At 70.1% G+C, this 23,791-nt stretch carries 22 protein-coding genes, 1 rRNA gene and 1 riboswitch; of the genes, 9 read left to right on the top strand and 14 right to left on the bottom strand.

Going from position 1 to position 23,791, the window contains the following annotated elements:
- The first annotated feature begins 24 nt into the window (after window positions 1-24).
- Window positions 25-525, top strand: coding sequence for a hypothetical protein (locus ACIRR9_RS33055; protein WP_403759417.1), 501 nt, complete (start codon window positions 25-27; stop codon window positions 523-525).
- Between the two features lie 7 nt (window positions 526-532).
- On the opposite strand, the gene ACIRR9_RS33050 is transcribed toward ACIRR9_RS33055, so the two are convergent.
- On the bottom strand, window positions 533-2,350 hold the full coding sequence (locus tag ACIRR9_RS33050) for an NAD-binding protein (RefSeq protein WP_403759414.1): 1,818 nt from the start codon (window positions 2,348-2,350) through the stop codon (window positions 533-535).
- A 326-nt stretch (window positions 2,351-2,676) separates the two neighbouring features.
- On the opposite strand from ACIRR9_RS33050, the gene ACIRR9_RS33045 reads away from it, so the two are divergent.
- The 4 genes from ACIRR9_RS33045 (at window position 2,677) to ACIRR9_RS33030 (ending at window position 6,175) form a co-directional block, all read left to right on the top strand.
- On the top strand, window positions 2,677-2,814 hold the full coding sequence (locus tag ACIRR9_RS33045) for a hypothetical protein (protein ID WP_403759411.1): 138 nt from the start codon (window positions 2,677-2,679) through the stop codon (window positions 2,812-2,814).
- Between the two features lie 320 nt (window positions 2,815-3,134).
- Window positions 3,135-5,090, top strand: coding sequence for an APC family permease (locus ACIRR9_RS33040; RefSeq protein ID WP_403759408.1), 1,956 nt, complete (start codon window positions 3,135-3,137; stop codon window positions 5,088-5,090).
- A gap of 117 nt (window positions 5,091-5,207) precedes the next feature.
- Complete coding sequence (locus tag ACIRR9_RS33035; protein ID WP_403759405.1) at window positions 5,208-5,729, top strand: hypothetical protein; 522 nt, start codon at window positions 5,208-5,210, stop codon at window positions 5,727-5,729.
- Window positions 5,730-5,779: 50 nt separating this feature from the next.
- On the top strand, window positions 5,780-6,175 hold the full coding sequence (locus ACIRR9_RS33030) for a molybdopterin-binding protein (RefSeq protein WP_403260486.1): 396 nt from the start codon (window positions 5,780-5,782) through the stop codon (window positions 6,173-6,175).
- Window positions 6,176-6,221: 46 nt separating this feature from the next.
- Here ACIRR9_RS33030 and ACIRR9_RS33025 read toward each other — a convergent pair whose 3' ends face one another.
- Window positions 6,222-6,710: a molybdopterin-dependent oxidoreductase gene (locus ACIRR9_RS33025; protein WP_403759402.1), complete on the bottom strand. Its 489-nt coding sequence runs from the start codon at window positions 6,708-6,710 to the stop codon at window positions 6,222-6,224.
- 207 nt (window positions 6,711-6,917) lie between these two features.
- On the opposite strand from ACIRR9_RS33025, the gene modA reads away from it, so the two are divergent.
- From modA to ACIRR9_RS33010, 3 genes are read left to right on the top strand one after another with little or no spacing between them, the layout of a single operon-like run.
- Window positions 6,918-7,748 (top strand): molybdate ABC transporter substrate-binding protein, encoded by an 831-nt coding sequence (gene modA, locus ACIRR9_RS33020; protein WP_403759400.1) that lies wholly within the window; start codon window positions 6,918-6,920, stop codon window positions 7,746-7,748.
- Entirely contained in the window at window positions 7,745-8,593 is an 849-nt protein-coding gene (locus ACIRR9_RS33015) for an ABC transporter permease (RefSeq protein WP_403759397.1), read from the top strand. Before modA ends, ACIRR9_RS33015 begins: the two co-directional genes overlap by 4 nt.
- Window positions 8,594-8,599: 6 nt before the next feature.
- Window positions 8,600-9,655, top strand: coding sequence for an ABC transporter ATP-binding protein (locus ACIRR9_RS33010; protein ID WP_403759394.1), 1,056 nt, complete (start codon window positions 8,600-8,602; stop codon window positions 9,653-9,655).
- A 53-nt stretch (window positions 9,656-9,708) separates the two neighbouring features.
- Here the strand turns inward: ACIRR9_RS33010 and gcvP are convergent, their stop codons facing one another.
- The gene (gcvP, locus tag ACIRR9_RS33005) at window positions 9,709-12,594 is read right to left on the bottom strand and encodes an aminomethyl-transferring glycine dehydrogenase (protein WP_403759391.1); all 2,886 of its coding nucleotides are present in this window, start codon (window positions 12,592-12,594) and stop codon (window positions 9,709-9,711) included.
- A gap of 174 nt (window positions 12,595-12,768) precedes the next feature.
- Window positions 12,769-12,862: riboswitch (glycine riboswitch) on the bottom strand.
- Between the two features lie 114 nt (window positions 12,863-12,976).
- Here gcvP and ACIRR9_RS33000 point away from each other — a divergent pair.
- Window positions 12,977-13,357 (top strand): PRC-barrel domain-containing protein, encoded by a 381-nt coding sequence (locus ACIRR9_RS33000; RefSeq protein WP_365343644.1) that lies wholly within the window; start codon window positions 12,977-12,979, stop codon window positions 13,355-13,357.
- A 50-nt stretch (window positions 13,358-13,407) separates the two neighbouring features.
- Here ACIRR9_RS33000 and ACIRR9_RS32995 read toward each other — a convergent pair whose 3' ends face one another.
- The 11 genes from ACIRR9_RS32995 to rrf all read right to left on the bottom strand — a co-directional run.
- Complete coding sequence (locus tag ACIRR9_RS32995) at window positions 13,408-14,760, bottom strand: DNA polymerase IV (protein WP_403759387.1); 1,353 nt, start codon at window positions 14,758-14,760, stop codon at window positions 13,408-13,410.
- Window positions 14,761-14,861: 101 nt separating this feature from the next.
- Window positions 14,862-15,506, bottom strand: a complete 645-nt coding sequence (locus tag ACIRR9_RS32990; RefSeq protein ID WP_123978642.1) for a MerR family transcriptional regulator — start codon at window positions 15,504-15,506, stop codon at window positions 14,862-14,864.
- A gap of 265 nt (window positions 15,507-15,771) precedes the next feature.
- Window positions 15,772-16,245 (bottom strand): bifunctional nuclease family protein, encoded by a 474-nt coding sequence (locus ACIRR9_RS32985; protein WP_026253112.1) that lies wholly within the window; start codon window positions 16,243-16,245, stop codon window positions 15,772-15,774.
- 91 nt (window positions 16,246-16,336) lie between these two features.
- Window positions 16,337-17,074: a MerR family transcriptional regulator gene (locus ACIRR9_RS32980; protein ID WP_403759384.1), complete on the bottom strand. Its 738-nt coding sequence runs from the start codon at window positions 17,072-17,074 to the stop codon at window positions 16,337-16,339.
- Between the two features lie 41 nt (window positions 17,075-17,115).
- On the bottom strand, window positions 17,116-17,946 hold the full coding sequence (locus tag ACIRR9_RS32975; protein WP_403759382.1) for an FHA domain-containing protein: 831 nt from the start codon (window positions 17,944-17,946) through the stop codon (window positions 17,116-17,118).
- A gap of 190 nt (window positions 17,947-18,136) precedes the next feature.
- Window positions 18,137-19,000, bottom strand: coding sequence for a DUF881 domain-containing protein (locus ACIRR9_RS32970; protein ID WP_403759379.1), 864 nt, complete (start codon window positions 18,998-19,000; stop codon window positions 18,137-18,139).
- Between the two features lie 5 nt (window positions 19,001-19,005).
- Window positions 19,006-19,338, bottom strand: a complete 333-nt coding sequence (locus ACIRR9_RS32965; protein WP_046727248.1) for a small basic family protein — start codon at window positions 19,336-19,338, stop codon at window positions 19,006-19,008.
- Window positions 19,335-20,246, bottom strand: coding sequence for a DUF881 domain-containing protein (locus tag ACIRR9_RS32960; protein WP_365343650.1), 912 nt, complete (start codon window positions 20,244-20,246; stop codon window positions 19,335-19,337). Before ACIRR9_RS32960 ends, ACIRR9_RS32965 begins: the two co-directional genes overlap by 4 nt.
- 107 nt (window positions 20,247-20,353) lie before the next feature.
- Window positions 20,354-22,849: a sugar phosphate nucleotidyltransferase gene (locus ACIRR9_RS32955; RefSeq protein ID WP_403759375.1), complete on the bottom strand. Its 2,496-nt coding sequence runs from the start codon at window positions 22,847-22,849 to the stop codon at window positions 20,354-20,356.
- Between the two features lie 126 nt (window positions 22,850-22,975).
- Entirely contained in the window at window positions 22,976-23,584 is a 609-nt protein-coding gene (locus ACIRR9_RS32950) for a CDP-alcohol phosphatidyltransferase family protein (RefSeq protein ID WP_123978636.1), read from the bottom strand.
- A 112-nt stretch (window positions 23,585-23,696) separates the two neighbouring features.
- Window positions 23,697-23,791, bottom strand: a 5S ribosomal RNA gene (gene rrf, locus ACIRR9_RS32945); the annotation flags it as partial.

Genomic DNA, 23,791 nt, shown 5'->3' with positions numbered 1-23,791 from the left:
TCCCCCACTCCCTACCTTCACCCCATGCAGCACTCCGAGGACCGCCGCTGGTCCAAAGACGTCTACGCATCGGCCCGTTGCGCAGGCGTCCTGCTGGCCCTCCTGCTCCTGATCGACTGGGGGGCCTCGACGCTCACCTGGTGGCGCGGCGCCCTCTGGACCGCGCTCGCCCTGCTGCTCTTCACGGTCCTCTGCCCCGCCAGGGTCCGCGCCGGCGACGGCTGGCTCACCTCACGCCGGCTGCTGCGCACCCGCAGGGTCCGCACCGACCTCCTGGTCTCCGTCCGCTGCCTGGACGGCATCTCCCCTCGGCTGCTGCTCCGGGACACCTTCGGCGGCCGCCTCGAACTCGACCCCCGGGTGCTCGTCGACAACCCGGACCTCTGGCTGCGCGTCGACGAGGGGGCCCGCAGGGCCGCCGCGGCCGGCACCCTGCTCTGCGGCTCGCTGGCGCTCAGCCGCCTCGGCGAACAGGTCGACCGCGAGAACGCCTTGGGTGTGTTCAAGGCGTCGGGCCTGGAGTAGACCCGCCTCAGCCCGTCCCCACCACTCCCGTCATCAGCACATCGAGCCCCCGCCGCGTGGTGGCCATCACCACCCGGTCCCCCGCCACCAGTACCCGCCCCTGCGCCGGCCGCCAGTCGAAGGCGTCCGCCCCCGGGACCCCCGTCCCGCCACCGACCGGTCCGACCGCCAGCACCCGCCACTCCCGGCGCCGGAACGCCTGGTGCACGGTCCGTCCCTCCAGCTCCGGATGCCCGGCCACGTCCACGCACGTGAACAGCAGCGACCCCCGTTCCACCGGCATCACGCCCAGCACATGACGCCCCATCATGGCGGCGGCGAAGGAGGGTGCGGCCAGGGCGGAAACGCTCCTGCTGCGGGTCAGCGCGTCCGGGTACGACGCCCGCAGGGTGCGTTGGACGGTCGCGGCGAAGTCGTCGTCGTAGAGCCGGGCCACCACCCGCACCTCCGGGTTGTACTCCCGGACGGCCATGAGGATGTCGAGGTTCTGGCCGTCGTCACGGGTGAGGACGAGCAGGGACCGGCACTGCCGGACCCGGGCGAGTTCGAGCACTCCGGGGGCGGTCGCGTCCTCAAGGATCAGCGGGACGCCGAGATCCCGGGCGAGGGCGACGCCCCGGGCGCGCGGGTCACGTTCGATGGCCACGACACGGTGACCGGTGGTGCGCAGCCGGTCGAGTACGCGCGTGCCGACCATGCCGAGGCCGACCAGGACGATATGGCCGCTGACCTCCTCCCCCGGCGGGTGGTTCGCGGAGGCGGTGCGGAACGCCTCGGTGGCGTTCATGGTCGCGGCGACGACGAGTGGCAGCACGGCGAGTCCGACGAAGCCGGCGACGAGCTGGAGTATGCGGCGGGCGGGCGACTCCTCGGTGGCCGGATCGCCCATGGTGAAGATGTCCAGGAGGGGCAGGTAGAAGTTCTTCCACCAGGGGTGTTCGTCGGCGAAGAGCGCGGTGGCGGTGGCCAGCGCGATGACCACGGCCGCCAAGGAACCGTAGACGGCACCCAGTTGGCGGGAGAGGAAGACCCGCCACGGCAGGTGGGCGAGCCGCGCCCGTACCCAGCGCAGCGGCCTGAAGTGCCAGGTGCGGCGGGCCGGTTCGGCCGTGTGGCGATGGATGACCTCCTCCAGCATGAGCCGGCCGTGGGTGAACTGCCGGTGGTACGCCGTCTGGTCGTCCGGCAGCAGCTGGGTGCCGTCCTCACCCGCCGTCTCGGCGCTGTCCTCGCTGGCCGGATCGTCCTCGTGAGCGCCGGAGAGCACGGCGAGGGTGGCGAGGTCGGTGGCGTGCTGCGGGGTGCCCGCCGGCCGTACGACCCCGCGGAAGACCTTGCCCTCGACCTGGAGGGTGTGGCCGTGACCGACGGCGGCGGCCGCGACGAGCTCCGGTACGGCGGTGTCGGCGTCGGAGAGCACGGTGGTGGAGGTGTCCGCGGCGGGGCCGTCGCCCAGGCCCGCCGCCCGGTCCAGGAGCCGTTCCAGATGGCTGCCGCGCTCCCGGTTGAACATGCGCACGACCAGCCGTACGGAGGGGTTGACGGTACGGGCCAGCAGGGCGGCGGTGACGTTGACCTGGTCGTCGCGGTAGGTGAGAGCGAGTGCCGCGGCCCGTTCGACGCCGGCAGCGCGCAGGGTGGCCTCGTCGGGGCGGCTGGAGACGTGCAGGTGGACCGCGGAGCCCGGGTCGCGGTGCAGGGCGGCGACCTGGCCGCCGTGGACATCGGCGGCGGACGGCATGACGACGGTGACGACCTCCCCGCAGACGGCGTCCAGTTCGACGGCGAGCCGGTGCGCGAGCCCGTCGTCGCCGCAGATCACCATGTGCCCGGTTCTCTCTCCAGATGCCGCTGGTACGGGGAGGGTTGACGTCACATCAGCCTGAACGGCACCGGCCGCGACGCCGGTTCCGGCCGGGCACCTGACCCCCGTTCAAATATCCGTCAAGAACATGCCAAGAACGCGGGTCGCCGCCTGTCCCGCGGTCACCGGCCCGGGTCCCGGCGTGAACATGAACCGACCGAGGTAGCGCCCGTTGCCGTACGCGCACAGCTCGGTCCAGCCCTCCGGCCGGCCGCTCCGGTCCAGGCCCCGGGCCCGGCGTCCGTGCCGAGCCGGGGCGGCCGGCCCAACAGGGATTCACCGCACACATGGTCCGCCACGGCCGCCTCGACGCCGCCCGCGACCGTCCGACCGACGACGGTACGGCCGAGTCGGCCGATCTGGTCCACCGACAGCTGCGCCGCGACCTGATCACGGTGGAGGAGGCGAGGCCGACGGACGCGTAGCCCCGTGCGCCGTGAGGCGTGAGGCGTGAGGCGTGAGGCGTGAGGCGTGAGGCGTGAGGGATAACGCTCGGTGTCCGGTGCCGTGCTCCCGCTTGTCGTCCCTCGTACAGCCGAACGCCTCGTCACGGCCTCCGAGCCACCCCTTCTTGATGCTCGACCACCCCCCGCCAGGCCATTCTTAACGCAGCCTTGACGCCCAGCCCACGCCTATCCGTGGGCCCACGCGTCACTCTCTGCTTACGCTGGTGCCGCCGTCCGCGTGATGGCCGGAAATCGAACTGCCCCGCACCACACCTCGCCGGACACCAGGAGCCAGCCCCATGGCCACGACCGAACATCCCCCTCCCAGTCGCCTGCGCGCCTGGATGCTGGAGGGGCTGTCCGACATGGGCAAGGGCGGCGGGCACACCGGCCCCCATGCGCAGCCGGAACCCGCGCACCAGGGCCAGCGCTGGTGGCGGGTGATGTGCCTGACCGGTGTCGACTACTTCTCGACTCTCGGCTACCAGCCCGGCATCGCCGCCCTCGCGGCCGGCCTGCTGTCGCCGATCGCGACCATCGTGCTGGTCATCGTCACCCTGGCCGGCGCTCTGCCGGTCTATCGCCGGGTCGCCGAGGAGAGCCCGCACGGCGAAGGCTCCATCGCCATGCTGGAGCGGCTGCTCTCCTTCTGGCAGGGCAAGCTGTTCGTGCTGACCCTGCTCGGCTTCGCCGCCACCGACTTCCTGATCACCATCACCCTGTCGGCCGCCGACGCCGCCACCCACCTGGTGGAGAACCCGCATCTGACCAATGCCCTGCACGGCGAGCAGATGATCATCACGCTGTTCCTGGTGGCCCTGCTCGGCGCGGTCTTCCTCAAGGGCTTCCTGGAGGCGATCGGCGTCGCGGTCGCCCTGGTCGGGATCTACCTCGCGCTGAACGTCGTCGTCGTGATCGTCGGCCTCTACCACGTCCTCACGGCCGAACACGTGGTCACCGACTGGACCAGTGCCCTGACCGCCGAACACGGCAACGTCTTCGTCATGATCGGCGTCGCCCTCGTCATCTTCCCCAAGCTCGCCCTGGGCCTGTCCGGCTTCGAGACCGGCGTCGCCGTCATGCCGCACGTCAAGGGCGACCCGGAAGACACCGAGCAGCAGCCCACCGGCCGGATCCGGGACGCCAAGAAGCTGCTCACCACGGCCGCCGTGATCATGAGCTGCTTCCTGATCGCGACCAGCTTCATCACCACGCTGCTGATCCCGGAGCAGGAGTTCAAGGCCGGCGGCGCCGCCAACGGCCGTGCCCTCGCCTACCTCGCCCACCAGTACCTGGGCGGCGCCTTCGGCACGGTCTACGACGTGTCGACCATCGCCATCCTGTGGTTCGCCGGCGCCTCCGCCATGGCCGGCCTGCTCAACCTGATGCCCCGCTACCTGCCCCGCTACGGCATGGCCCCGCACTGGGCCCGCGCTGTACGCCCCATGGTCATCGTCTTCACCCTGATCGCCTTCCTCGTCACCTGGATCTTCGACGCCAACGTGGACGCGCAGGGCGGCGCCTACGCCACCGGTGTGCTGGTGCTGATCAGCTCCGCCGCGATCGCCGTGACCATCGCCGCCCGCAAGGCCGGCCAGCGCAAGTGGACCGTAGGCTTCGCGGTCATCTCGGCGGTGTTCCTCTACACGACGGTCGTCAACGTCATCGAGCGCCCGGACGGCGTGAAGATCGGTGCCTGCTTCATCGTCGGCATCATCCTGGTCTCGCTGCTGTCCCGGCTCGCCCGCGCCTTCGAGCTGCGCGTGACGAGCGTGACCCTCGACGACATGGCGGAACGGTTCGTCAGGGATATGGCCAGCCGGAAGATCCGGCTGATCGCGAACGAGCCGGACCGCCGTGACATGGCCGAGTACCGCGACAAGGTCGAGCAGATCCGGGCCGACAACGACATGCCCGAGCAGGACGACTTCGTCTTCGTCGAGGTCACGGTCACCGACCCCTCCGAGTTCGAGGCCGGCCTGACCGTCCGCGGCGAGGTCCTGCACAACCGCTACCGCGTCCTGACCCTGGAGTCGGCCTCCATTCCCAACGCCCTGGCCGCGCTTCTGCTCCACGTCCGCGACGAGACCGGCTCGATCCCGCACATCTACTTCGAGTGGACCGAGGGCGGCCCGTTCGCCAACTTCCTGCGCTTCTTCCTCTTCGGCCAGGGCGAGGTCGCCCCGGTCACCCGGGAGGTGCTGCGCGAGGCGGAGCCGGACCGCGCCCGGCGGCCGCGCGTCCACACGGGCTGAGCCCGTGTCCCAGGGGTGCGCGCGTGCCGTAAGGATCCCGTCAATAACCGCTCGGTCCGCATAAGAAGCGTGTCAGGGGCCGGTCCTGTGCGCCCACCGGCCCCTACCGTCGGCCTCATGGAGGACAGAAGAGGCAGAGTCCGGGCGTCCGGTGACCGCACCTGGCGCGGCAGCGCATGCCTGGCCCTCGGCTGCGCCCTGGGCTTCGGCGGCCTCACGCTCCTGGTGGACTGGGACGCCGGTACCCTCACCCCGGCCCGCGCCCTGCTCTGGGTCGCCCTGTCGGCCGCGATCCTCAGCATGCTGCTGCCGGCCCGGGTCACCGCGGGCCCCGGCTGGCTGACCGTGCACGGCCCGCTCCGCCGCCGTACCGTCCGTACCGACCGTCTCGTCTACGTCGGCCGGTACGGCGACGTCTCCACCCACCTGGTCCTGCGCGACCTCGCCGGCAACCGGCTGGAGCTCGACCCGTACGTCCTGCACGCCAACCCCCTGCTCTGGCACGAACTGGACACCGGTGTGCGGCGCTCCCTGGAACGCGGCACCCTGCGCCGGGGCGCCGAGGTGCTCGCCCGGCTCGGTCACGAGATCGACGACACGAACGCACGCGCGGTCCTTGAGGCGTCCGGCCTCAGCTGACCAGCGGCCCGATGTCCGCGTGCCCCGCCATCCGGCCCTATCGTGAGCCCATGCCTTCCTACACGATCGGCCAGGCGGCACGGCTGCTCGGCGTCAGCCCGGACACCGCCCGCCGCTGGGCCGACGCGGGCCGGATGGCCACCCATCGCGACGAGGGCGGCCGACGGCTCATCGACGGCAAGGACCTCGCCGCGTTCTCCGTCGAAGTGGCCAAGTCCGGCTCGGGCGACGAGGATGCCTCCTACACCTCGGTCCGCAATGCCTTCCCCGGCATCGTCACCGCGATCAAGCTCGGTGACGTGGCCGCCCAGGTCGAGATCCAGGCCGGCCCGCACCGCCTGGTCTCCCTCCTGACCCGCGAGGCCGTCGAGGAACTCGGCCTGGAGGTCGGCATGGAGGCCACGGCCCGGGTGAAGTCGACGAACGTGCACATCGACCGCGTGTGACGAGGTGAGCGGTCCGGGCGCCGGGCAGGTCGGTGGCCGGCGTGCTTCACTGAGCCGCCGCTGACGCATGACCTGGTGCGGCGGGCACCGGATGCCAGCCGTCGTACCCCCCGTCCACCCGTATCGCCCGGATGCCGCTGATGTGCCGGGCCCCGCAGCGGTCCTGGGGCAGGACCAGTTGCGGACCCGCCCGGTCCAGCGGGGTGTCGTCGATGCTCACACCGAGCAGAACCGGAGCGTGCGCGAAATCGGGGTCGATCTCGGCCCAGGAGAGCAGCGCGTGGTGGCCGTCGGCGCCGGTGACCGCGATCAGGAAGCGCAGCCGGTCCTTGCGCCGGGCTGGGTCGAAGCCCGGGCCCGCATCGGCGAGGACGTCGTACAGCCGCGGGCCGGTGAAGCCGTGGTGCTGGACGCCGCTGGTGGCGCACTCGAAGCTGACCCGTGCCCGGTGCTGGGGCCAGCGCAGCAGGTCGGACACGGTGAGCCGAGCGGGCCGTGCCAGGTCTCCGGTGAGGACGAGTTCGGCGAGCGTCATGTGCGGCCACCTCCCGGATGACGGTACCCGCGGCACCTCACCGTACAAACGCACATGCCAGGCTCAAGTCACAAGTATGCAGCTCATGCGATGTGACAGAAGACTTACGCCTGGCAAATGCGGCAGTATCATCGCCAGGCGGCTGATACACAGGTCGCAGCAGGGCGCGACAGCTATTTCAGTTGACTTCAGAGGAGTTCACTCGTGATGACCCGTTCCGTGCGCCGGACCCGTCGGACGCTCCAGGTGGCCGGTGCCTCGGTCGCGGCCCTGCTCGCCCTGAGCGCCTGCTCGTCCTCGTCCTCGGACGACTCGTCCGCGAAGACGAAGTCCGACACCTCGTCGTCGGCGTCGCCCAAGCTGTCCGGCTCGATCACCGTCTTCGCCGCGGCCTCCCTCAAGGAGAGCTTCACCACGCTGAAGGCCGACTTCGAGAAGGCGCACCCCGGCACCACCGTCGACTTCAGCTTCGGCGGCAGTGACACCCTCGCCGCGCAGATCACCAGCGGTGCGCCGGCCGACGTCTTCGCCGCCGCGAGCGCCAAGACCATGGCGCTGGTGACGGCCAAGAACGACACCGCCACCACGCCTGCCACCTTCGTCCGCAACCAGCTGGAGATCGCCACCCTGCCGGGCAACCCCGACAGGATCTCCTCCCTGAAGGACCTCACCAAGTCCTCGTTGAAGGTCGTGCTGTGCGACAAGACGGTGCCGTGCGGCGCCGCCGCACAGAAGGCCCTGGACGCCGGCAAGCTCAAGCTGACCCCGGCCTCCTACGAGGAGGACGTGAAGTCCGCCCTCAACAAGGTCGTGCTGAAGGAGGCCGACGCGGCCGTCGTCTACAAGACGGATGTGAAGGCCGCGGGCAGCAAGGTGGAGGGCGTGGAGTTCCCCGAGTCCGCCAACGCCATCAACGAGTACCCGATCGCCCTGCTGAAGAACGCCCCCAACGCGGCGGTGGCCAAGGCGTTCATCGCGCTCGTGCAGTCCGCCGAGGGCCAGCAGGTCCTGAACCAGGCCGGGTTCCTCAAGCCGTGACGAAGGCCGACGAGTCCGGCGCCGTGGCCGAGACCCTCCGGGGCGGCCCGCGACGCCGGCGCGTCCGGACAGCCGTACCGCTACCGCTCCTCCTCCCCGGAGCGGTAGCTCTGGCGTTCCTCCTGCTGCCCCTGCTGGCCCTCCTCCTGCGTGCCCCCTGGAGCAGCCTCCCGTCGCTGCTGACCAGCACGGAGGTGTGGCAGGCCCTGCAGCTCTCCCTGCTCAGCGCGACGGCGGCGACGGCCGTGAGCCTGGTGCTGGGCGTTCCGCTGGCCTGGCTGCTGGCCCGCACGGAGTTCCCCGGCCGGGGTCTCGTACGGGCGCTGGTCACCCTCCCCCTCGTCCTGCCGCCGGTGGTGGGCGGTGTGGCCCTGCTGCTCGCCCTCGGCCGCAACGGGGTGGTCGGCCAGTGGCTGGACTCCTGGTTCGGGATCACCCTCCCGTTCACCACGGCCGGGGTCGTCGTCGCCGAGTCCTTCGTGGCGATGCCGTTCCTGGTGATCAGCGTCGAGGGCACGCTGCGCGCCGCCGACCCGCGCTACGAGGAGGCGGCCACGACCCTGGGCGCGTCCCGCTTCACCGCGTTCCGCCGGGTCACGCTCCCCCTCATCGCCCCCGGCATCGCGGCCGGCGCGGTCCTGGCCTGGGCCCGCGCGCTGGGCGAGTTCGGAGCGACGATCACCTTCGCCGGCAACTTCCCCGGCCGCACCCAGACCATGCCCCTCGCGGTCTACCTCGCCCTCCAGAACGATCCCGAGGCGGCGATCGCGCTCAGCCTGGTGCTGCTGACGGTGTCGATCGCGGTGCTCGCGGGGTTGCGGGACCGGTGGATGGCGGGGGCGTAAGGAAAAATGACAGACCCGATCCCCGACGGCCTCGACGCGCATCTCGTCGTGGCCCGCCCCGCCTTCCACCTCGATCTCACCCTCACCGCCGCCCCCGGCGAGGTCGTCGCCCTGCTGGGCCCCAACGGCGCGGGCAAGACCACCGCCCTCCGCGCCCTCGCCGGCCTGACCCCCCTCACCTCCGGCCGTCTCCGGCTCGACGGCGAGGAGTTGGACGGGACACCGCCCGAATCCCGCCCGGTGGGCGTCGTCTTCCAGGACTACCTCCTCTTCCCCCACCTCACGGCCCTCGACAACGTCGCCTTCGGCCCCCGCTGCCACGGCGCGACCAAGGCAGAGTCCCGTGCCCAGGCCGCCAAGTGGCTGGACCGTATGGGCCTCGCCGAGCACGCCGGCGCCAAGCCCCGCCGTCTCTCCGGCGGCCAGGCGCAGCGCGTCGCGCTGGCCCGTGCCCTGGCCACCCGCCCCCGCCTGCTGCTCCTGGACGAACCCTTGGCCGCGCTGGACGCCCGTACCCGCCTGGACGTGCGGTCCCAGCTCCGCCGCCATCTGGCCGAGTTCGAGGCCGTGGCCGTCCTGGTCACCCACGACCCGCTGGACGCCATGGTGCTGGCCGACCGCCTGGTCGTCATCGAACAGGGCCGGGTCGTCCAGGAGGGCACCCCCGCCGACATCGCCCGCCACCCGCGCACCGACTACATCGCCCATCTGGTCGGCCTCAACCTCTACCGGGGCCGGGCCGAGGGCCACACGGTCAAACTGGAGGCGGGCCCCTCGATCAGCACCACGGAGGACCTCGCCGGTGACGCCTTCGTCGCGTTCCCGCCGAGCGCCGTCACCCTCTTCCGGGACCGCCCCACCGGCGCCAGCGCCCGCAACCTCTGGCGCTGCGAGGTCGCCGGCCTCGAAACCCACGGCGACCAGATCCGCGCCGACCTGACCGGCGAACTCCCCCTCGCCGCCGACCTCACCACGGTCGCCGCGGCCGAACTGGACCTGCACCCCGGCGCCACGGTCTGGGCGACGGTGAAGGCCACCCAGACGCACGCGTACCCGGCGTAGACGCACGGGAGGCCCCGCCGAAGCGGGGCCTCCTCTGCCAGGTCCGTACCGGATCAGTCCTCGTACGCGTCCAGCGGCGGGCACGAGCACACCAGGTTCCGGTCACCGAAGGCCTGGTCGATCCGGCGCACCGGCGGCCAGTACTTGTCGGCGGCGGACACCCCGGCCGGGAAGACGGCCTCTTCCCGGGTGTAGCCGTGCTTCCACTCCCCACCGAGCGCACCGGCGGTGTGCGGAGCACCCCGCAGCGGGTTGTCGTCGGCGGTCCACTCCCCGGCGCCGACCTTGTCGATCTCCGCGCGGATGGCGATCATCGCCTCGCAGAACCGGTCCAGCTCGCCGAGGTCCTCGGACTCGGTCGGCTCGATCATCAGCGTGCCGGCCACCGGGAACGACATGGTGGGCGCGTGGAAGCCGTAGTCGATCAGCCGCTTGGCGACGTCGTCGACGCTCACACCGGTCGCCTTGGTCAGCGGCCGCAGATCGATGATGCACTCGTGCGCGACCAGCCCGCCGGGACCGGTGTAGAGCACGGGGAAGTGCGGCTCCAGCCGCTTGGCGACGTAGTTGGCGCTGAGGACGGCCACCTGGGTGGCGCGCTTCAGGCCCTCGCCGCCCATGAGCCGGACGTAGGCCCACGAGATCGGCAGGATCCCCGCGGAGCCCCACGGCGCGGCCGAGATGGGTCCGACGCCCGTCTCCGGCCCGGCGGCGGGCTGCAGCGGGTGGTTGGGCAGGTACGGCGCCAGGTGGGCCCGTACGGCCACCGGGCCGACGCCCGGGCCGCCGCCGCCGTGCGGGATGCAGAAGGTCTTGTGCAGGTTGAGGTGCGAGACGTCACCGCCGAAGTGGCCCGGCTTGGCAACCCCGACCAGGGCGTTCAGGTTGGCGCCGTCGACGTACACCTGGCCGCCGGCCTCGTGCACCTGGGCACAGATGTCGGCGACGTGCTCCTCGAACACACCGTGCGTCGACGGATAGGTGATCATCAGCACGGCCAGCTCGTCGCGGTGCTGTGCGATCTTCGCCCGGAGGTCCTCGACGTCGACCTCGCCGTCCCCGGCGGTCTTCACGACGACGACCTTCATCCCGGCCATGACGGCGCTGGCGGCGTTGGTGCCGTGCGCGGAGGACGGGATCAGGCACACGGTCCGCTGCGCGTCGCCGTTGGCCCGGTGGTAGGCGCGTACGGCTAGCAGTCCGGCCAGTTCGCCCTGCGATCCGGCGTTGGGCTGGAGCGAGACCTTGTCGTACCCGGTGACCTCGGCGAGCCGATCCTCCAGCTCGTGGATGAGGGTCAGATAGCCCTGTGCCTGCTCGGCGGGCGCGAAGGGGTGCAGCTGGCCGAACTCGGGCCAGGTGACCGGCTCCATCTCGGTGGTCGCGTTGAGCTTCATGGTGCAGGAGCCCAGCGGGATCATGCCCCGGTCCAGCGCGTAGTCCCGGTCGGCGAGCCTGCGCAGATAGCGCAGCATCGCGGTCTCGGAACGGTGGTCGTGGAAGACGGGGTGGGTCAGGTAGCCGTCGCCGCGCAGCAGCGCCTCGGGCAGGGTGTCCTCGGCGGCCTCGTCCAGCGCCTCGACGTCGCCCTCGACTCCGAACGCCGTCCACACGGCGCCGAGCTGGGCGCGGGTGGTGGTCTCGTCGCAGGCCATGGAGACGTGGTCGGCGTCGACGAGCCGCAGGTTGACCCCGCCCTGCCGGGCTGCGGCGACGACCTCGGCGGCCTTGCCGGGCACGCGCGCGGTGAGGGTGTCGAAGTAGGCGCCGTGCACGATCTCGACCCCGCCGGCCCTGAGCCCGGCGGCGAGGATCGTGGCGTACCGGTGCGTGCGCTGCGCGATGGCCTTGAGCCCCTCGGGCCCGTGGTAGACGGCGTACATGCCGGCCATCACGGCGAGCAGCACCTGCGCGGTGCAGATGTTGCTGGTGGCCTTCTCGCGCCGGATGTGCTGCTCACGGGTCTGCAGGGCCAGCCGGTAGGCCTTGTGCCCGTCGGCGTCCACGGACACGCCCACGAGCCGCCCGGGCAGGCTGCGGGCGAACTTCTCGCGGACCGCCATGTAGCCGGCGTGCGGACCGCCGAAGCCCATCGGCACACCGAACCGCTGGGTCGTACCGACGGCGATGTCGGCGCCCAGCTCGCCCGGCGAGGTCAGCAGGGTCAGTGCGAGCAGGTCGGCGGCGACGGTGACGAGCGCGCCCAGCTCGTGCGCCTGCTCGACGACCGGCTTGATGTCGCGTACGGCACCGGAGGCGCCGGGGTACTGGATGAGCACGCCGTTGATCTCACGCGCGGCGAGGTCGGCCGGGATGCCGTCGCTCAGGTCGGCGACGACGACCTCCACGCCCGTCGGCTCGGCCCGCGTCTCGATCACCGCGATGGTCTGCGGCAGCGCGTCCGCGTCCACGACGAAGACGCCCTTCTTGTTCTTGCCCATGCGCAGCGACAGGGACATGGCCTCGGCCGCGGCCGTGCCCTCGTCGAGCAGCGAGGCACCCGAGGTGGGCAGCCCGGTGAGGTCGGCGACCACCGTCTGGAAGTTCAGCAGGGCCTCCAGCCGGCCCTGGGAGATCTCCGGCTGGTACGGCGTGTAGGCCGTGTACCAGGCGGGGTTCTCCATGACGTTGCGCAGGATGACGGGCGGTGTGAAGGTCCCGTGGTACCCCAGCCCGATCATCGAGTCGAGCACCTGGTTGCGGTCGGCGAGCGAGCGCAGCTCGGCCAGCACCTCGGCTTCGGTGCGGGCTCCCGGCAGCTCCAGGGAGTCGGCGTTCTTGATCACGTCCGGCACGGCGGCGGCGGTCAGCTCGTCCAGCGAGCCGTACCCGACCTGGGCGAGCATCTTCGCCTGGGCCTCGTGATCGGGCCCGATATGACGCTGCTCGAACGGGATCCCCTGTTCGAGTTCGGAAAGCGAAGGGCGGTGGGCGGTCATGGCGGAGGCCTCCTGGTCTGACGCGACCTTTGAGGGGTACCCCGGCGCGGGTACCCCGACGGCCTCCCCCTCTGTCATCTCAACCTGAGAGCTTCACCGGATACCCGAAGGCTCCGGCTTTCACCGTCGGTGAGGGCGGACACCGTCGACACCCGCCCTGCTTTCCAGAGTGACCTCGTCCATGCGGTACGTGGGCCTGAGAGATTCCGGGGAGGATTTGCTCCTTCGGCGCCTCCGGTTGCCCGGAGGACTCTCCCGCACGGGGTCAGCAGCCGCTTGCCAGCCTACCAGCGAGGGCAACGCACGGGCCTTCGAGTGGCCGCCTCCTTGAATGTGCTCTTTTGTAGTGCTTACGGATGAGTTGCGACCAAGTGGAGGGCCCGTGCAGACCGACATCGATCCGCGCAACCTGATCGGCCGCAAGGCGTTCGACCGCAACGGCACGAAGATCGGCACGATCGACGAGGTGTACCTCGACGACGCGACCGGAGTGCCGGAGTGGGCGGCCATACGCACCGGCCTGTTCTCCCGGGACGCCTTCGTGCCCCTGGAGCCCAGCGAACTGGTCGAGGGCACCCTCCAGGTCCCCTTCGACCGCGCTCTGATCAAAGACGCGCCCGACTTCGGCGTCGGCCGCCATCTGTCCCCGGAGCAGGAACTCCAGCTCTACCACCACTACGGCCTGGACACGACCGCCCCGCCCCCGGACCACCCGGACCACGACTTCGGCAAGCTGGCGGGAACGGAGGACGCGGGGGCGTGAGCGCCGAAGGGGGCGCCAGGCCGTCGGACGCCTGCGGATGAGTGCCCCGCTCACGGCACCCGCTGTCCTCCCGGCACCAGCGGCAACGGATCCGCCGGCTCCAGTTCGGGGTCGTCGACCCGGAACGTCCGCACCCTCCCCGGCACCGGCGACCCCGGCGTCTCGAAGCGCACCGTCACCCTGCCCAGGCCGCTCCCCTGCACCCATCCGTGTCCGTACTCGGTATGCCGCACATCGTGTCCCGCACGCCAGCGCCGCTCGGCGGCCTCCTCCTGCTCGGCGACGGGCTCGGGGACGGCCTCCTCCGCCAGGCCGTCCGTCCCCTCTTCGGCCGCCGCCTGCGCGAACAGGTCCTCCTGCGTGTAGTCGGCCAGCCCCGACACCCCTACCCCCAGCAACCGCACACCCCCCGTCGTGTCCACCGAGTCCAGCAACCGTGCTGCCGCCTCCCGCACCACCGCCGGGTCATCGGTGGGCCCTCTGAGCGTCTCCGAACGGGTCAGCGTCGAGAAGTCGTACCGCCGCACCTTCAGCACGATCGTGCGTCCCGACAGTCCGGCCTCCCGCAGCCGCCGTACACACCGGTCGGCCAGCCGCTGCACCTCCAGCCCCACCCGCACCCGGTCGTGGATGTCCACGTCGTACGTGTCCTCGACGGACACCGACTTGGTCTCGCGCTCGGCCACCACGGGCCGCTCGTCGTGCGCCAGCGCCATCGCGTACAGCCCATGTCCGTGCGCCTTGCCCAGCAGCCGCACCAGCTCGTCCTCGCCCGCCTCGGCGATCTCCTCGACGGTGGTGATGCCGGCCCGCCGCAGATGGTCCCCCGTCGCCGGCCCCACCCCCGGCAGCGTCCGCACCGGCATCGGCCCCAGCATCGCCCGCTCCGTACCCGGCTCGATCAGCACCAGACCGTCCGGCTTGGCCTGCTCGGAGGCGATCTTCGCGAGCATCTTGGAGGCGGCGAGCCCGACGGACCCGGAGAGCGCCGTGACGGCCCGTATGTCCGCGCGCAGCCTCTCCCCCACCGATCGCGCCGACGGCCCGTCCCAGGCCGCCCCGGCGGCCTCCAGATCCACGAACGCCTCGTCCAGGCTCAGCGGCTCCACCAGCGGCGACAGCGCGCGCAGCAGCCCCATCACCTGCTCGCTGATCAACCGGTACAGCCCGAAGCGCGGCACGAGATACGCGGCGTTCGGCGCCAGCCTGCGTGCCTGGGCCATCGGCATCGCGGAGTGCACCCCGAACACCCGGGCCTCGTACGACGCGGTGGCCACCACGCCGCGTGGTCCGAGCCCGCCCACGATCACGGCCTTCCCGCGCAGACTCGGCTTGGACGCCTGCTCCACCGAGGCGAAGAAGGCATCCATGTCGAGATGCAGGATCGTGGGCGCGTTTCTCACATGTCCGATGCTGCACCACAGCACTGACAACGCCCCGGCACGGTTGCGTGCCGGGGCGTTGTCACGATGGTCATCGGGCCGAGGGCCTTCGGGCCAGGAGTTCAGACCGCCCGGTTGCGCCGCCGGGCCAGCTCGTCGGCGGGGTTGTGCCCGACGAGCGTCTCCCCGGTGTCCACGCGCTCGCCGTGCAGCTGGGAGAGCGCGCTTTCCACGTCCCGCCAGACCACTCCGACCGCGATACCGAAGATGCCCTGGCCGCCCTGGAGCAGGGCGTGTACCTCGTCCGGCGAGGTGCACTCGTAGACCGTGGCGCCGTCGCTCATGAGGGTCATGCGCTCCAGATCGCTGAAACCGCGTTCCCTCAGGTGCTGGACGGCGGTACGGATGTTCTGGAGGGACACCCCGGTGTCAAGGAACCGCTTGACGATCTTCAGGACGACCACGTCCCGGAAGCTGTACAGCCGCTGCGTACCCGACCCGTAGGCGGGCCGCACGCTGGGCTCGACCAGACCGGTGCGGGCCCAGTAGTCGAGCTGCCGATAGGTGATGCCGGCCGCCGCACAGGCCGTGGGCCCCCGGTAGCCGATCTCCTCGGTCGCCATGGACGCCGCCCCTCCGCCGCTCGGCACTGCCGCCGGCCGCTGCGGGGTGCGACCGGCCGCGCTGCCGTGAAGCGCGTACGGACCGCTCTCCCCGAGACCTCGTCCCGGGGCACCCCCAGCCGTACCGTCGCCGCTGCTTCTCACGCCGACCTCCGTCCTTGACCTGCCTTCTCGACGGTAGGCAGTCACCAGGGGCGCGTCAACGATCGCCACACTCGGCACGCCGAGTGATAATCACCCTAGGAGTGGTTTCCCGTGCTCCACCGCGGGGAAAGGCTAGCCGAATGCTCTGGCGGGAAGCCGTAGGACGCTCTCAATGGCCGCTGGCAATTGCCCATGACTTTCGGCCGCGCCCAGCCGTGAACCGGCCCGCCACCTGCCTTCCGGCGGATGACGGGCCGCTCTGTCCTCACTGGCTGCTGGTGCCGAAGTCCTCGGGCGAGATCTGGTCGAGGAACTCGCGGAACTTCTCCACCTCGTCCTCCTGCTCGTCCGGGATCGCGATGCCCGCGTCGTCCAGCACCGTGTCACTGCCGTAGATCGGCGTTCCGGTGCGCAGCGCCAGCGCTATCGCGTCGGACGGACGGGCGCTCACCTCGACGCCGCTGGCGAACACCAGCTCCGCGTAGAAGACGCCTTCACGCAGGTCCGTGATGCGTACTTCGGTGAGCTCCTGACCGACGGCCTCCAGCACGTCCTTGAACAGGTCGTGGGTCAGCGGTCGCGCGGGGGCCATGCCCTGCTGGGCGAAAGCGATCGCCGTCGCCTCCCCCGGCCCGATCCAGATGGGGAGGTAGCGGTCGCCTCCCACTTCGCGCAGGAGCACGATCGGTTGGTTGGAGGGCATTTCCACCCGGACACCTACGACATCGAGCTCGTTCACACAGCAACCCTAGGCCGTGCCCGGGACGTTTGGGTAGTCGGGTCAAAAACGCGCGCCCGATCCGGCCTCGGCCCGGGGCCCGTCACGACGGTCACGGCAGCCGCACCCCGAGCGCGGTCTGCACCAGCGCGGCGTGCAGTCTCACCGTGAGCACCGCCAGCTCCTTCGCACGGGCCTCCGCATGGGCTCTGGTCTGCGGGTTGCGGTGACGTTTGAGCGGGGCCACCACCTGGTCCACCAGGCCCGCCTCACGATCGGCCGCGGCCTTCATCACCCGCAGATGGCGCGGCTCGATCCCGAACCGGCCCAGCTCGGCCACGAGCGTGGCCACCGTGACCGTCTCGGCGTCGTACACGCCGTCCTCCAGGGGAGCGATCAGCCCGTACGACTCCCACTCCTTGAGACAGCTCTCGTCGATCCCGGCGGCCGCGAGCAGCTCGTCCCGCCCGATCCGCGCCACGGTGGGCGGCTCGGGGCCCAGCTGTACGGCCTCGCCGTCCCGCTGCCGGCCCAGTACGGGCAGCTGTACGGCCTCACCGCGCTCCATGGCGTCCAGGTACTCCCGGATGACCTTGAGCGGCAGATAGTGGTCCCGCTGCATTCTCAGGACGTGTCCGAGCCGCTCCACGTCCCCGGCACCGAACTTGCGGTACCCGGAAGGGGTGCGGCGCGGCTCGATGAGCCCCTCCGACTCCAGGAAGCGGATCTTGGAGATGGTGACTTCGGGGAACTCGTCGCGCAGCACGTTCAGTACCGTGCCGATACTCATCAGCCCGGTCTCCGTGGCGGCGGTGCCGTGACCGGCACCGCCGCTCGGTGTGTGCAGCATGGACCTTCTTCCCTGGGATCCCCCGGACGAGGTCCGGAGGGTCAGATGCCCTGCCGGCTCGCGTAGAAGACCAGCCGGTACTTGCCGATCTGGACCTCGTCACCGTTCGACAGAGCGACCTGGTCGATGCGCTCCCGGTTGACGTACGTGCCGTTGAGGCTGCCCACGTCGGCCACCGTGAACGAACCGTCAGGCTGACGGCGGAACTCCACGTGCCGACGCGAGACCGTCACGTCGTCCAGGAAGATGTCACTCTGCGGGTGACGCCCGGCCGTGGTCAGGTCGCTGTCCAGCAGGAAGCGGCTGCCCGAGTTCGGGCCACGCCGCACGACCAGCAGGGCCGAGCCCACCGGCAGCGCGTCGACGGCCGCCTGGGCCTCGGGCGAGAGCGCCGGCACCTGGGTCTGGCCGGTGACCTCGGCGTCGTAGGCCTCCAGGCCGGAGATCGAGATCGTGGAAGTCGTCTCCGCCGCACGCTCGGGGACGGCACCCGCACGCAGCGGGGCACCACAGTTGGAACAGAAGCGGGCGTTCTCCGCGTTGCGGTTACCGCACCTCGTACAAACCAGGGCCGACATCGACGGATCCTCCTGCCGCGGCTGCCCCGCCGGGGCGTTGGACGCGTACGGGCCGGAGGCGAACCCTCCACCCGCACCTGAGGTTGACGGTTGCCCGAAACCTATGCCGCCGGACTGGGACGGGTCAACTGACGGCGCGCCCTGACCTCCCGAAATGTCACCCCCCGGACCAGCCACCTGATCCCGGAACAGCGGGCGCCGGCCCTCCTCGTCGGGCTGTGCACGATGGCGAGCGGTCGCGTTGTCGCTGCCTTCTCGCGCGCTCTTGCCGAACAACTTCGCAAACAACTTCACGGGCGATTCCCCTTGACCGAAACAGACCCGCCCGTGGGGCAGGACGAACCCTGACTGAACAAACCGGCCGACCCGGACAACCACACAACGTCCGTATCCACCAGACAGTTTCCACCACGCACCGGCTCCCCGGTGCGCCGACCCCCCGCATCCTCATGCCCTCGCCGGACGTCCGCCATGCACCGCCGGTTCACTGTGAGGACGACCGAGCGTAGTCAGGCTGCTTCGCCGGTCGCAAGGCATCCACGACGATCTTGGCCGACCGCTCGACGGACACAGTCGCCTGTTCCTTCTCCAGGGTCTGCACCACGCCTCCGGGGATGTTGAGGGCCGGTTCGAGGTCCTGCGGCTTGCCGATCACCTTGAAAACGAAGGGCTGGGTGATCTTGTTCCCGTCGACGCTCACACTCTTCCCGGAGTCCGCCAGGTAGGTACCGGCGATCACCCGCACCCCGTTGACCTGGATCGCCTCCGCGCCGGCCGCGCGCAGCTCCTGGATCGCGTCGAGCAGCATGTCCGCCTGCACCGTCCCCTTCGGGTCGTCGACCGTCATCGTGATGCCAGGACCCTGCGCCGCCACGGTGCCCGCCAGAATGCCGAGTTGCCGCTCCTTCTCGGCCGTCTGTCTGCGGGCCTCCGCCGCCTGGTCGGAGCTGCTCTGCAACTCCTGGCGCTGCTTCTCCAGTCCTGTCTTCTCGTCCTCAAGACGCTGAGTACGGTCGTCCAGTTCATCGAGGATGCGCACAAGATCTTCCTGGCGGGCCCCGCGCAGCGCGCTGTCGCTGTCACTGTTCGACGCCACCTGGACGGCGAGACCGAATCCGAGCCCGAACAGCAGCACGGCGACGATCAGTTGGGCGCGGCTGACCCGCGGCGGCCACAGCCCCTGGACCAGTCGCCTGCGACCGGTCAGGCCGGCCTCCGGATCGGGCCCGGCAACGGGTTCGGGCGCCGGCGCCACGGCGGGCACCTCGTCCGGCAGTTCCTTGCGCAGCGGGCTCTCCGGCCGCTTCTCGTGCTCGCGGCCGTTCTCGCTGTTCTCGTTCTCGTTCATGCCGCTCACGCCCGGAAGACGTGCCGCCGGATCGCCGCGGCGTTGGAGAAGATACGGATACCGAGGACCACCACGACCCCCGTCGACAGCTGCGAGCCCACGCCCAACTTGTCGCCCAGGAAGACGATCAGCGCGGCCACCACCACGTTCGACAGGAACGACACCACGAAGACCTTGTCGTCGAAGATCCCGTCGAGCATGGCTCGCAGACCGCCGAAGACGGCGTCGAGCGCCGCGACGACGGCGATCGGCAGATACGGCTCGACGACCGCCGGAACCTCAGGACGGACCAAAAGTCCGGCCACGACGCCCACGACGAGGCCAAGTACGGCGATCACGATGTGCCCTTCTCAGTCTTCTCGGTGTACGGCTCCGCCGTACGTACGATCACGCTCGGTGCGGCGGGCAACTGGACGTCACTCTCCGTGGAGATCGTCGCCCTGATGTCGAAGTTCTGCTCCAGTGCGTGCAGGTACAGCCCGTCCGGACTGTCCTGGAACCTGGAACCGAGCTTTGCCCCGTCCCCCACCGCCAGCACCGTGTACGGCGGTACCAGCGGCCTGTTGTCGACCAGTATCGCGTCTCCCGCCGCCCTGATCGCGGACAGGGCGGTCAGCCGCTGCCCGTTGATGGAGATCGCCTCGGCGCCGGAACCCCACAGCCCGTTCACGACACGCTGCATATCGTGGTCGCGGACCCGGCCGGTGTCGGAGAACCCGGAGGTCTCCCGGGGATTGCTGGCGTCGCCGCCGGAGGATGCCTCCTTGGCGTCGTTCACCACCAGTTTCACACCCGGGCCGTGCACCGCCGTGGCACCCGACAGGACGCCCATCAGGTCCACCTGCCCGCTGCCGCCGCTCTCCTTCAGCGCCGCGCGCTGGCGGTCGCCGACGTCGTCACGCAGCTTGTCGACATTCGTCTCGAGCTTGTCGGCGGCCGCGGTCTCCCGGTCGATACGGTCGATGAGCTCCTGGCGCTCCTTGGCCACGACCGGCGCTGTCACATGCGCCTGCGCCGCTCCCAGGGTCACCACCAGGGCTGCGAGCACCAGACCGCCGGCGAGCCCCAGCTTGGCCCGGAGGGTCTTCGGCATGCCGCCGTCCTGCCCCTGAGCCCGCTTACGGGCGGCCGCCTCGGCGTACCCGTCGTCGAGGCTGTGGTCCATGACGTTGGTGATCAACGACATGGAGGCGTCCGGGCGCTGCGGCCGGGTGGCGCTGCTCCGAACGGGGGGTTGCTGCGGCATGCCGCACATCGTCGCACGTCGCGGCCAGTACCTCCGAATGGCCCCACCGGCGTGCCGGACGGGCCCCCTGGGGGACACCTGTCCGGCACGCACGCGTGCAGTGTCTTCTACCGTCCGGCGCTGTCCACGATCGCCGACCACTCGTCCAACAGGGCCTGCGCGGAGGCGTCGTCGGGCCCCTCGGCCCACAGATGGGTGACCGCCTCGGCCGGGTCGGGCAACACCATCACCCAGCGTCCATCGGTCTCCACGACCCGCACACCGTCGGTCGTGTCGACGAAGCGATCACCGGCCGCCTCGACGACACGCCGCATGACCAGCCCCTTGACAGCCCACGGGGTCGCCAGGTCCCGCTTGAGGACGTGCGCCCGCGGGATCCGGGCGTCGATCTGGCTGAGCGTGAGCTGTGTCCGCGCCACCAGACCGATCAGTCGTACGAAGGCGGCCGTACCGTCGTACACACTGCTGAACTCGGGGACGATGAACCCGCCCTTTCCGTCACCGCCGAAGATGGTGCCCTCCTCACGCCCCACGCGCGTGAGGTCGTCGGGAGAGGTGGTCGTCCACTCGACCTGGGTGCCGTGGTACGCGGCCACCTGCTCGGCGATCCGGGTCGTGGTGACCGGAAGCGCCACCCGACCGCTGCGCCGCTCGGCGGCGACCAGGTCGAGCATGACCAGCAGCGCCCGGTCGTCCTCGATGATGCGGCCCTTCTCGTCCACCAGGGACAGCCGCTCGCCGACCGGGTCGAACCGTACGCCGAACGCGGCCCCGGAGGAGGCCACGATCTCACCGAGCCGCACCAGGCCCGACCGCCGCTGGTCGGCCGTCTCCGTGGGCCTGGCCTCGTTCAGGCCGGGATTGATGGTCAGCGAGTCCACTCCGAGTTTGCCGAGCAGGCTGGGCAGGACGAGCCCGGCGCTGCCGTTGGAGGCGTCCACGACGACCTTCAGGCCCGCGTCGGCGATCCCGGTCGTGTCGACGTTCCGCAGCAGCGAACCCGTGTACGAGTCGAAGACGCTGGCCGGGAAGTAGAGGTCGCCGATCTCGCCCGGGAACGCGCGGCGGTACTCCTGTCGCGCGAAGATCCGGTCCAGCTTGCGCTGGCTGGCCTGCGAGAGGTCCGCGCCCTGCCCGTCGAAGAACATGATGTCGACGGAGTCGGGCACCCCTGGCGAGGTCCTGATCATGATGCCGCCGGCACTGCCCCGCGCGGTCTGCTGCCGCGCCACGGGCAGCGGTACGTTCTCCAGGTCCCGTACGTCGATGGCGCTGGCCTGGAGCGCCGAGATGACCGCCCGCTTGAGCGCACGGGCACCACGGGAGTGATCACGGGCCGTCGTGACGGTGGACCCCTTCTTCAGAGTGGTCGCATACGCGCCGGCGAGCCGTACGGCCAGCTCCGGGGTGATCTCCACGTTCAGAATGCCGGACACACCACGAGCGCCGAACAGATGCGCCTGCCCCCGGGACTCCCAGATCACCGACGTGTTGACGAACGCGCCGGCCTCGATGGTCTTGAACGGATAGACCCGGACGTTGCCCTGAACGATCGATTCTTCACCGATCAGGCACTCGTCCCCGATGACCGCCCCGTCCTCGATCCGGGCGGCCCGCATGATGTCGGTGTTCTTCCCGACGACACAGCCCCGAAGATTGCTGTGCTGCCCGACGTACACGTTGTCGTGGACGACGGCCCGGTGCAGGAAGGCCCCGCTCTTCACCACGACATTGGATCCGACGACGGTGTGCTCACGGATTTCCGCGCCGGCCTCGACCTTGGCGTAGTCACCGATGTACAGCGGCCCGCGCAGTTCGGCGTCGGCGTGCACCTCGGCGCCCTCCGCCACCCAGACGCCCGGGGATATCTCGAAGCCGTCGATGTCGACGTCGACCTTGCCCTCCAGGACGTCGGCCTGCGCCTTCACATACGACTCGTGCGTCCCGACGTCCTCCCAGTAGCCCTCGGCGATATAGCCGTAGATCGGTTTGCCTTCCTTCATCAATTGCGGGAAGACATCGCCGGACCAGTCGACCGGAACATCGGCCTCTACATAGTTGAATACTTCGGGCTCCATGACATAGATGCCCGTGTTCACCGTGTCGGAGAAGACCTGCCCCCAGGTCGGCTTCTCCAGGAAGCGCTCGACCTTCCCCTCTTCGTCGACGATGGTGATGCCGAATTCCAGGGGATTGGGCACTCGCGTCAGACACACCGTGACGAGCGCGCCCTTCGCCTTGTGGAAGTTGATCAGCTCGGTGAGGTCGAAGTCGGTCAGCGCATCGCCGGAGATGACCAGGAAAGCATCGTCCTTCAACGCCTCTTCGGCGTTCTTGACGCTTCCGGCGGTACCGAGTGGCTTCTCCTCGTTGGCATAGGTGAGCTCCATTCCGAGCTCCTCGCCGTCCCCGAAGTAGTTCTTGACCAGCGATGCCAGGAACTGCACGGTGACGACGGTCTCGGTGAGCCCATGCCTTTTGAGCAGCCGTAGCACATGCTCCATGATCGGGCGGTTCACCACCGGAAGGAGCGGCTTGGGCATGCTTGAGGTCATGGGGCGAAGGCGTGTGCCTTCGCCACCGGCCATCACGACGGCCTTCATGTCGGAAGCGTCCTCCTCTAAGAGATGACGGTCTAGCCGACTTCACCCGTCCAGATTGTCCCGCACTTTTCCGCCGTGGGCCATCGAGAGCAATCGAGGGCCACTACGTCCGGACAATCGCCGAGCTCAATCGGCTGTGGCGTCCGCGCGAACCAGGCGACGGACCTGCACCACGTAGAGCACTCCTGCCCACCAGTAGAGCGTTGTACCCCAACCGGCGAACGCCCATCCGAAAATAGCAGCGAGTGACGAGATCCAACCGCTTCCGTCACTGAGCAACAGGAGCGGGAACGCGTACATCAGATTGAACGTCGCGGCCTTACCGAGGAAGTTCACCTGTGGCGGCGGATAGCCGTGGCGCCTGAGGATCCCCACCATCACCAGCAGCATCAGTTCACGCAGCAGTAGCGCGGCCGTCAGCCAGAGCGGCAGGATCTCCCGCCAGGTGAGTCCGACCAGCGTCGACAGGACGTAGAGCCGGTCCGCGGCCGGGTCGAGAAGCCGGCCGAGGCTGCTGATCTGGTTCCAGCGCCGGGCGAGCTTGCCGTCCAGGTAGTCGCTGACGCCGCTGAAGAGGAGCACCAGCAGCGCCCAGCCGTCGCTCTTGGGCCCGCCGAACTCGGGCCTGAGGATCAACCACAGGAAGACGGGTACGCCGACGAGACGCGCCATGCTGAGGATGTTCGGGATGGTGAGGACCCGGTCCGTCTGGACACGCGTCTCCTGGACCTCCACCCGGGGGCCTCCTGTGATGGGAAACGAGCCAACTTTGCTCCCTGACCCTACCTCAACGCAAAAAAGCTCTGGCTCTTGGGCTTGTTGCCCAAGAGCCAGAGCTCTAAAAGGAGTTCGGCGGCGTCCTACTCTCCCACAGGGTCCCCCCTGCAGTACCATCGGCGCTGTGAGGCTTAGCTTCCGGGTTCGGAATGTAACCGGGCGTTT

Source organism: Streptomyces sp. NPDC101234, assembly GCF_044767525.1.
GTDB classification, from domain to species: domain Bacteria; phylum Actinomycetota; class Actinomycetes; order Streptomycetales; family Streptomycetaceae; genus Streptomyces; species Streptomyces sasae.
The sequence above is the reverse complement of the archived record's forward strand: the minus strand, read 5'-3'. Positions and strand labels throughout refer to the sequence as shown.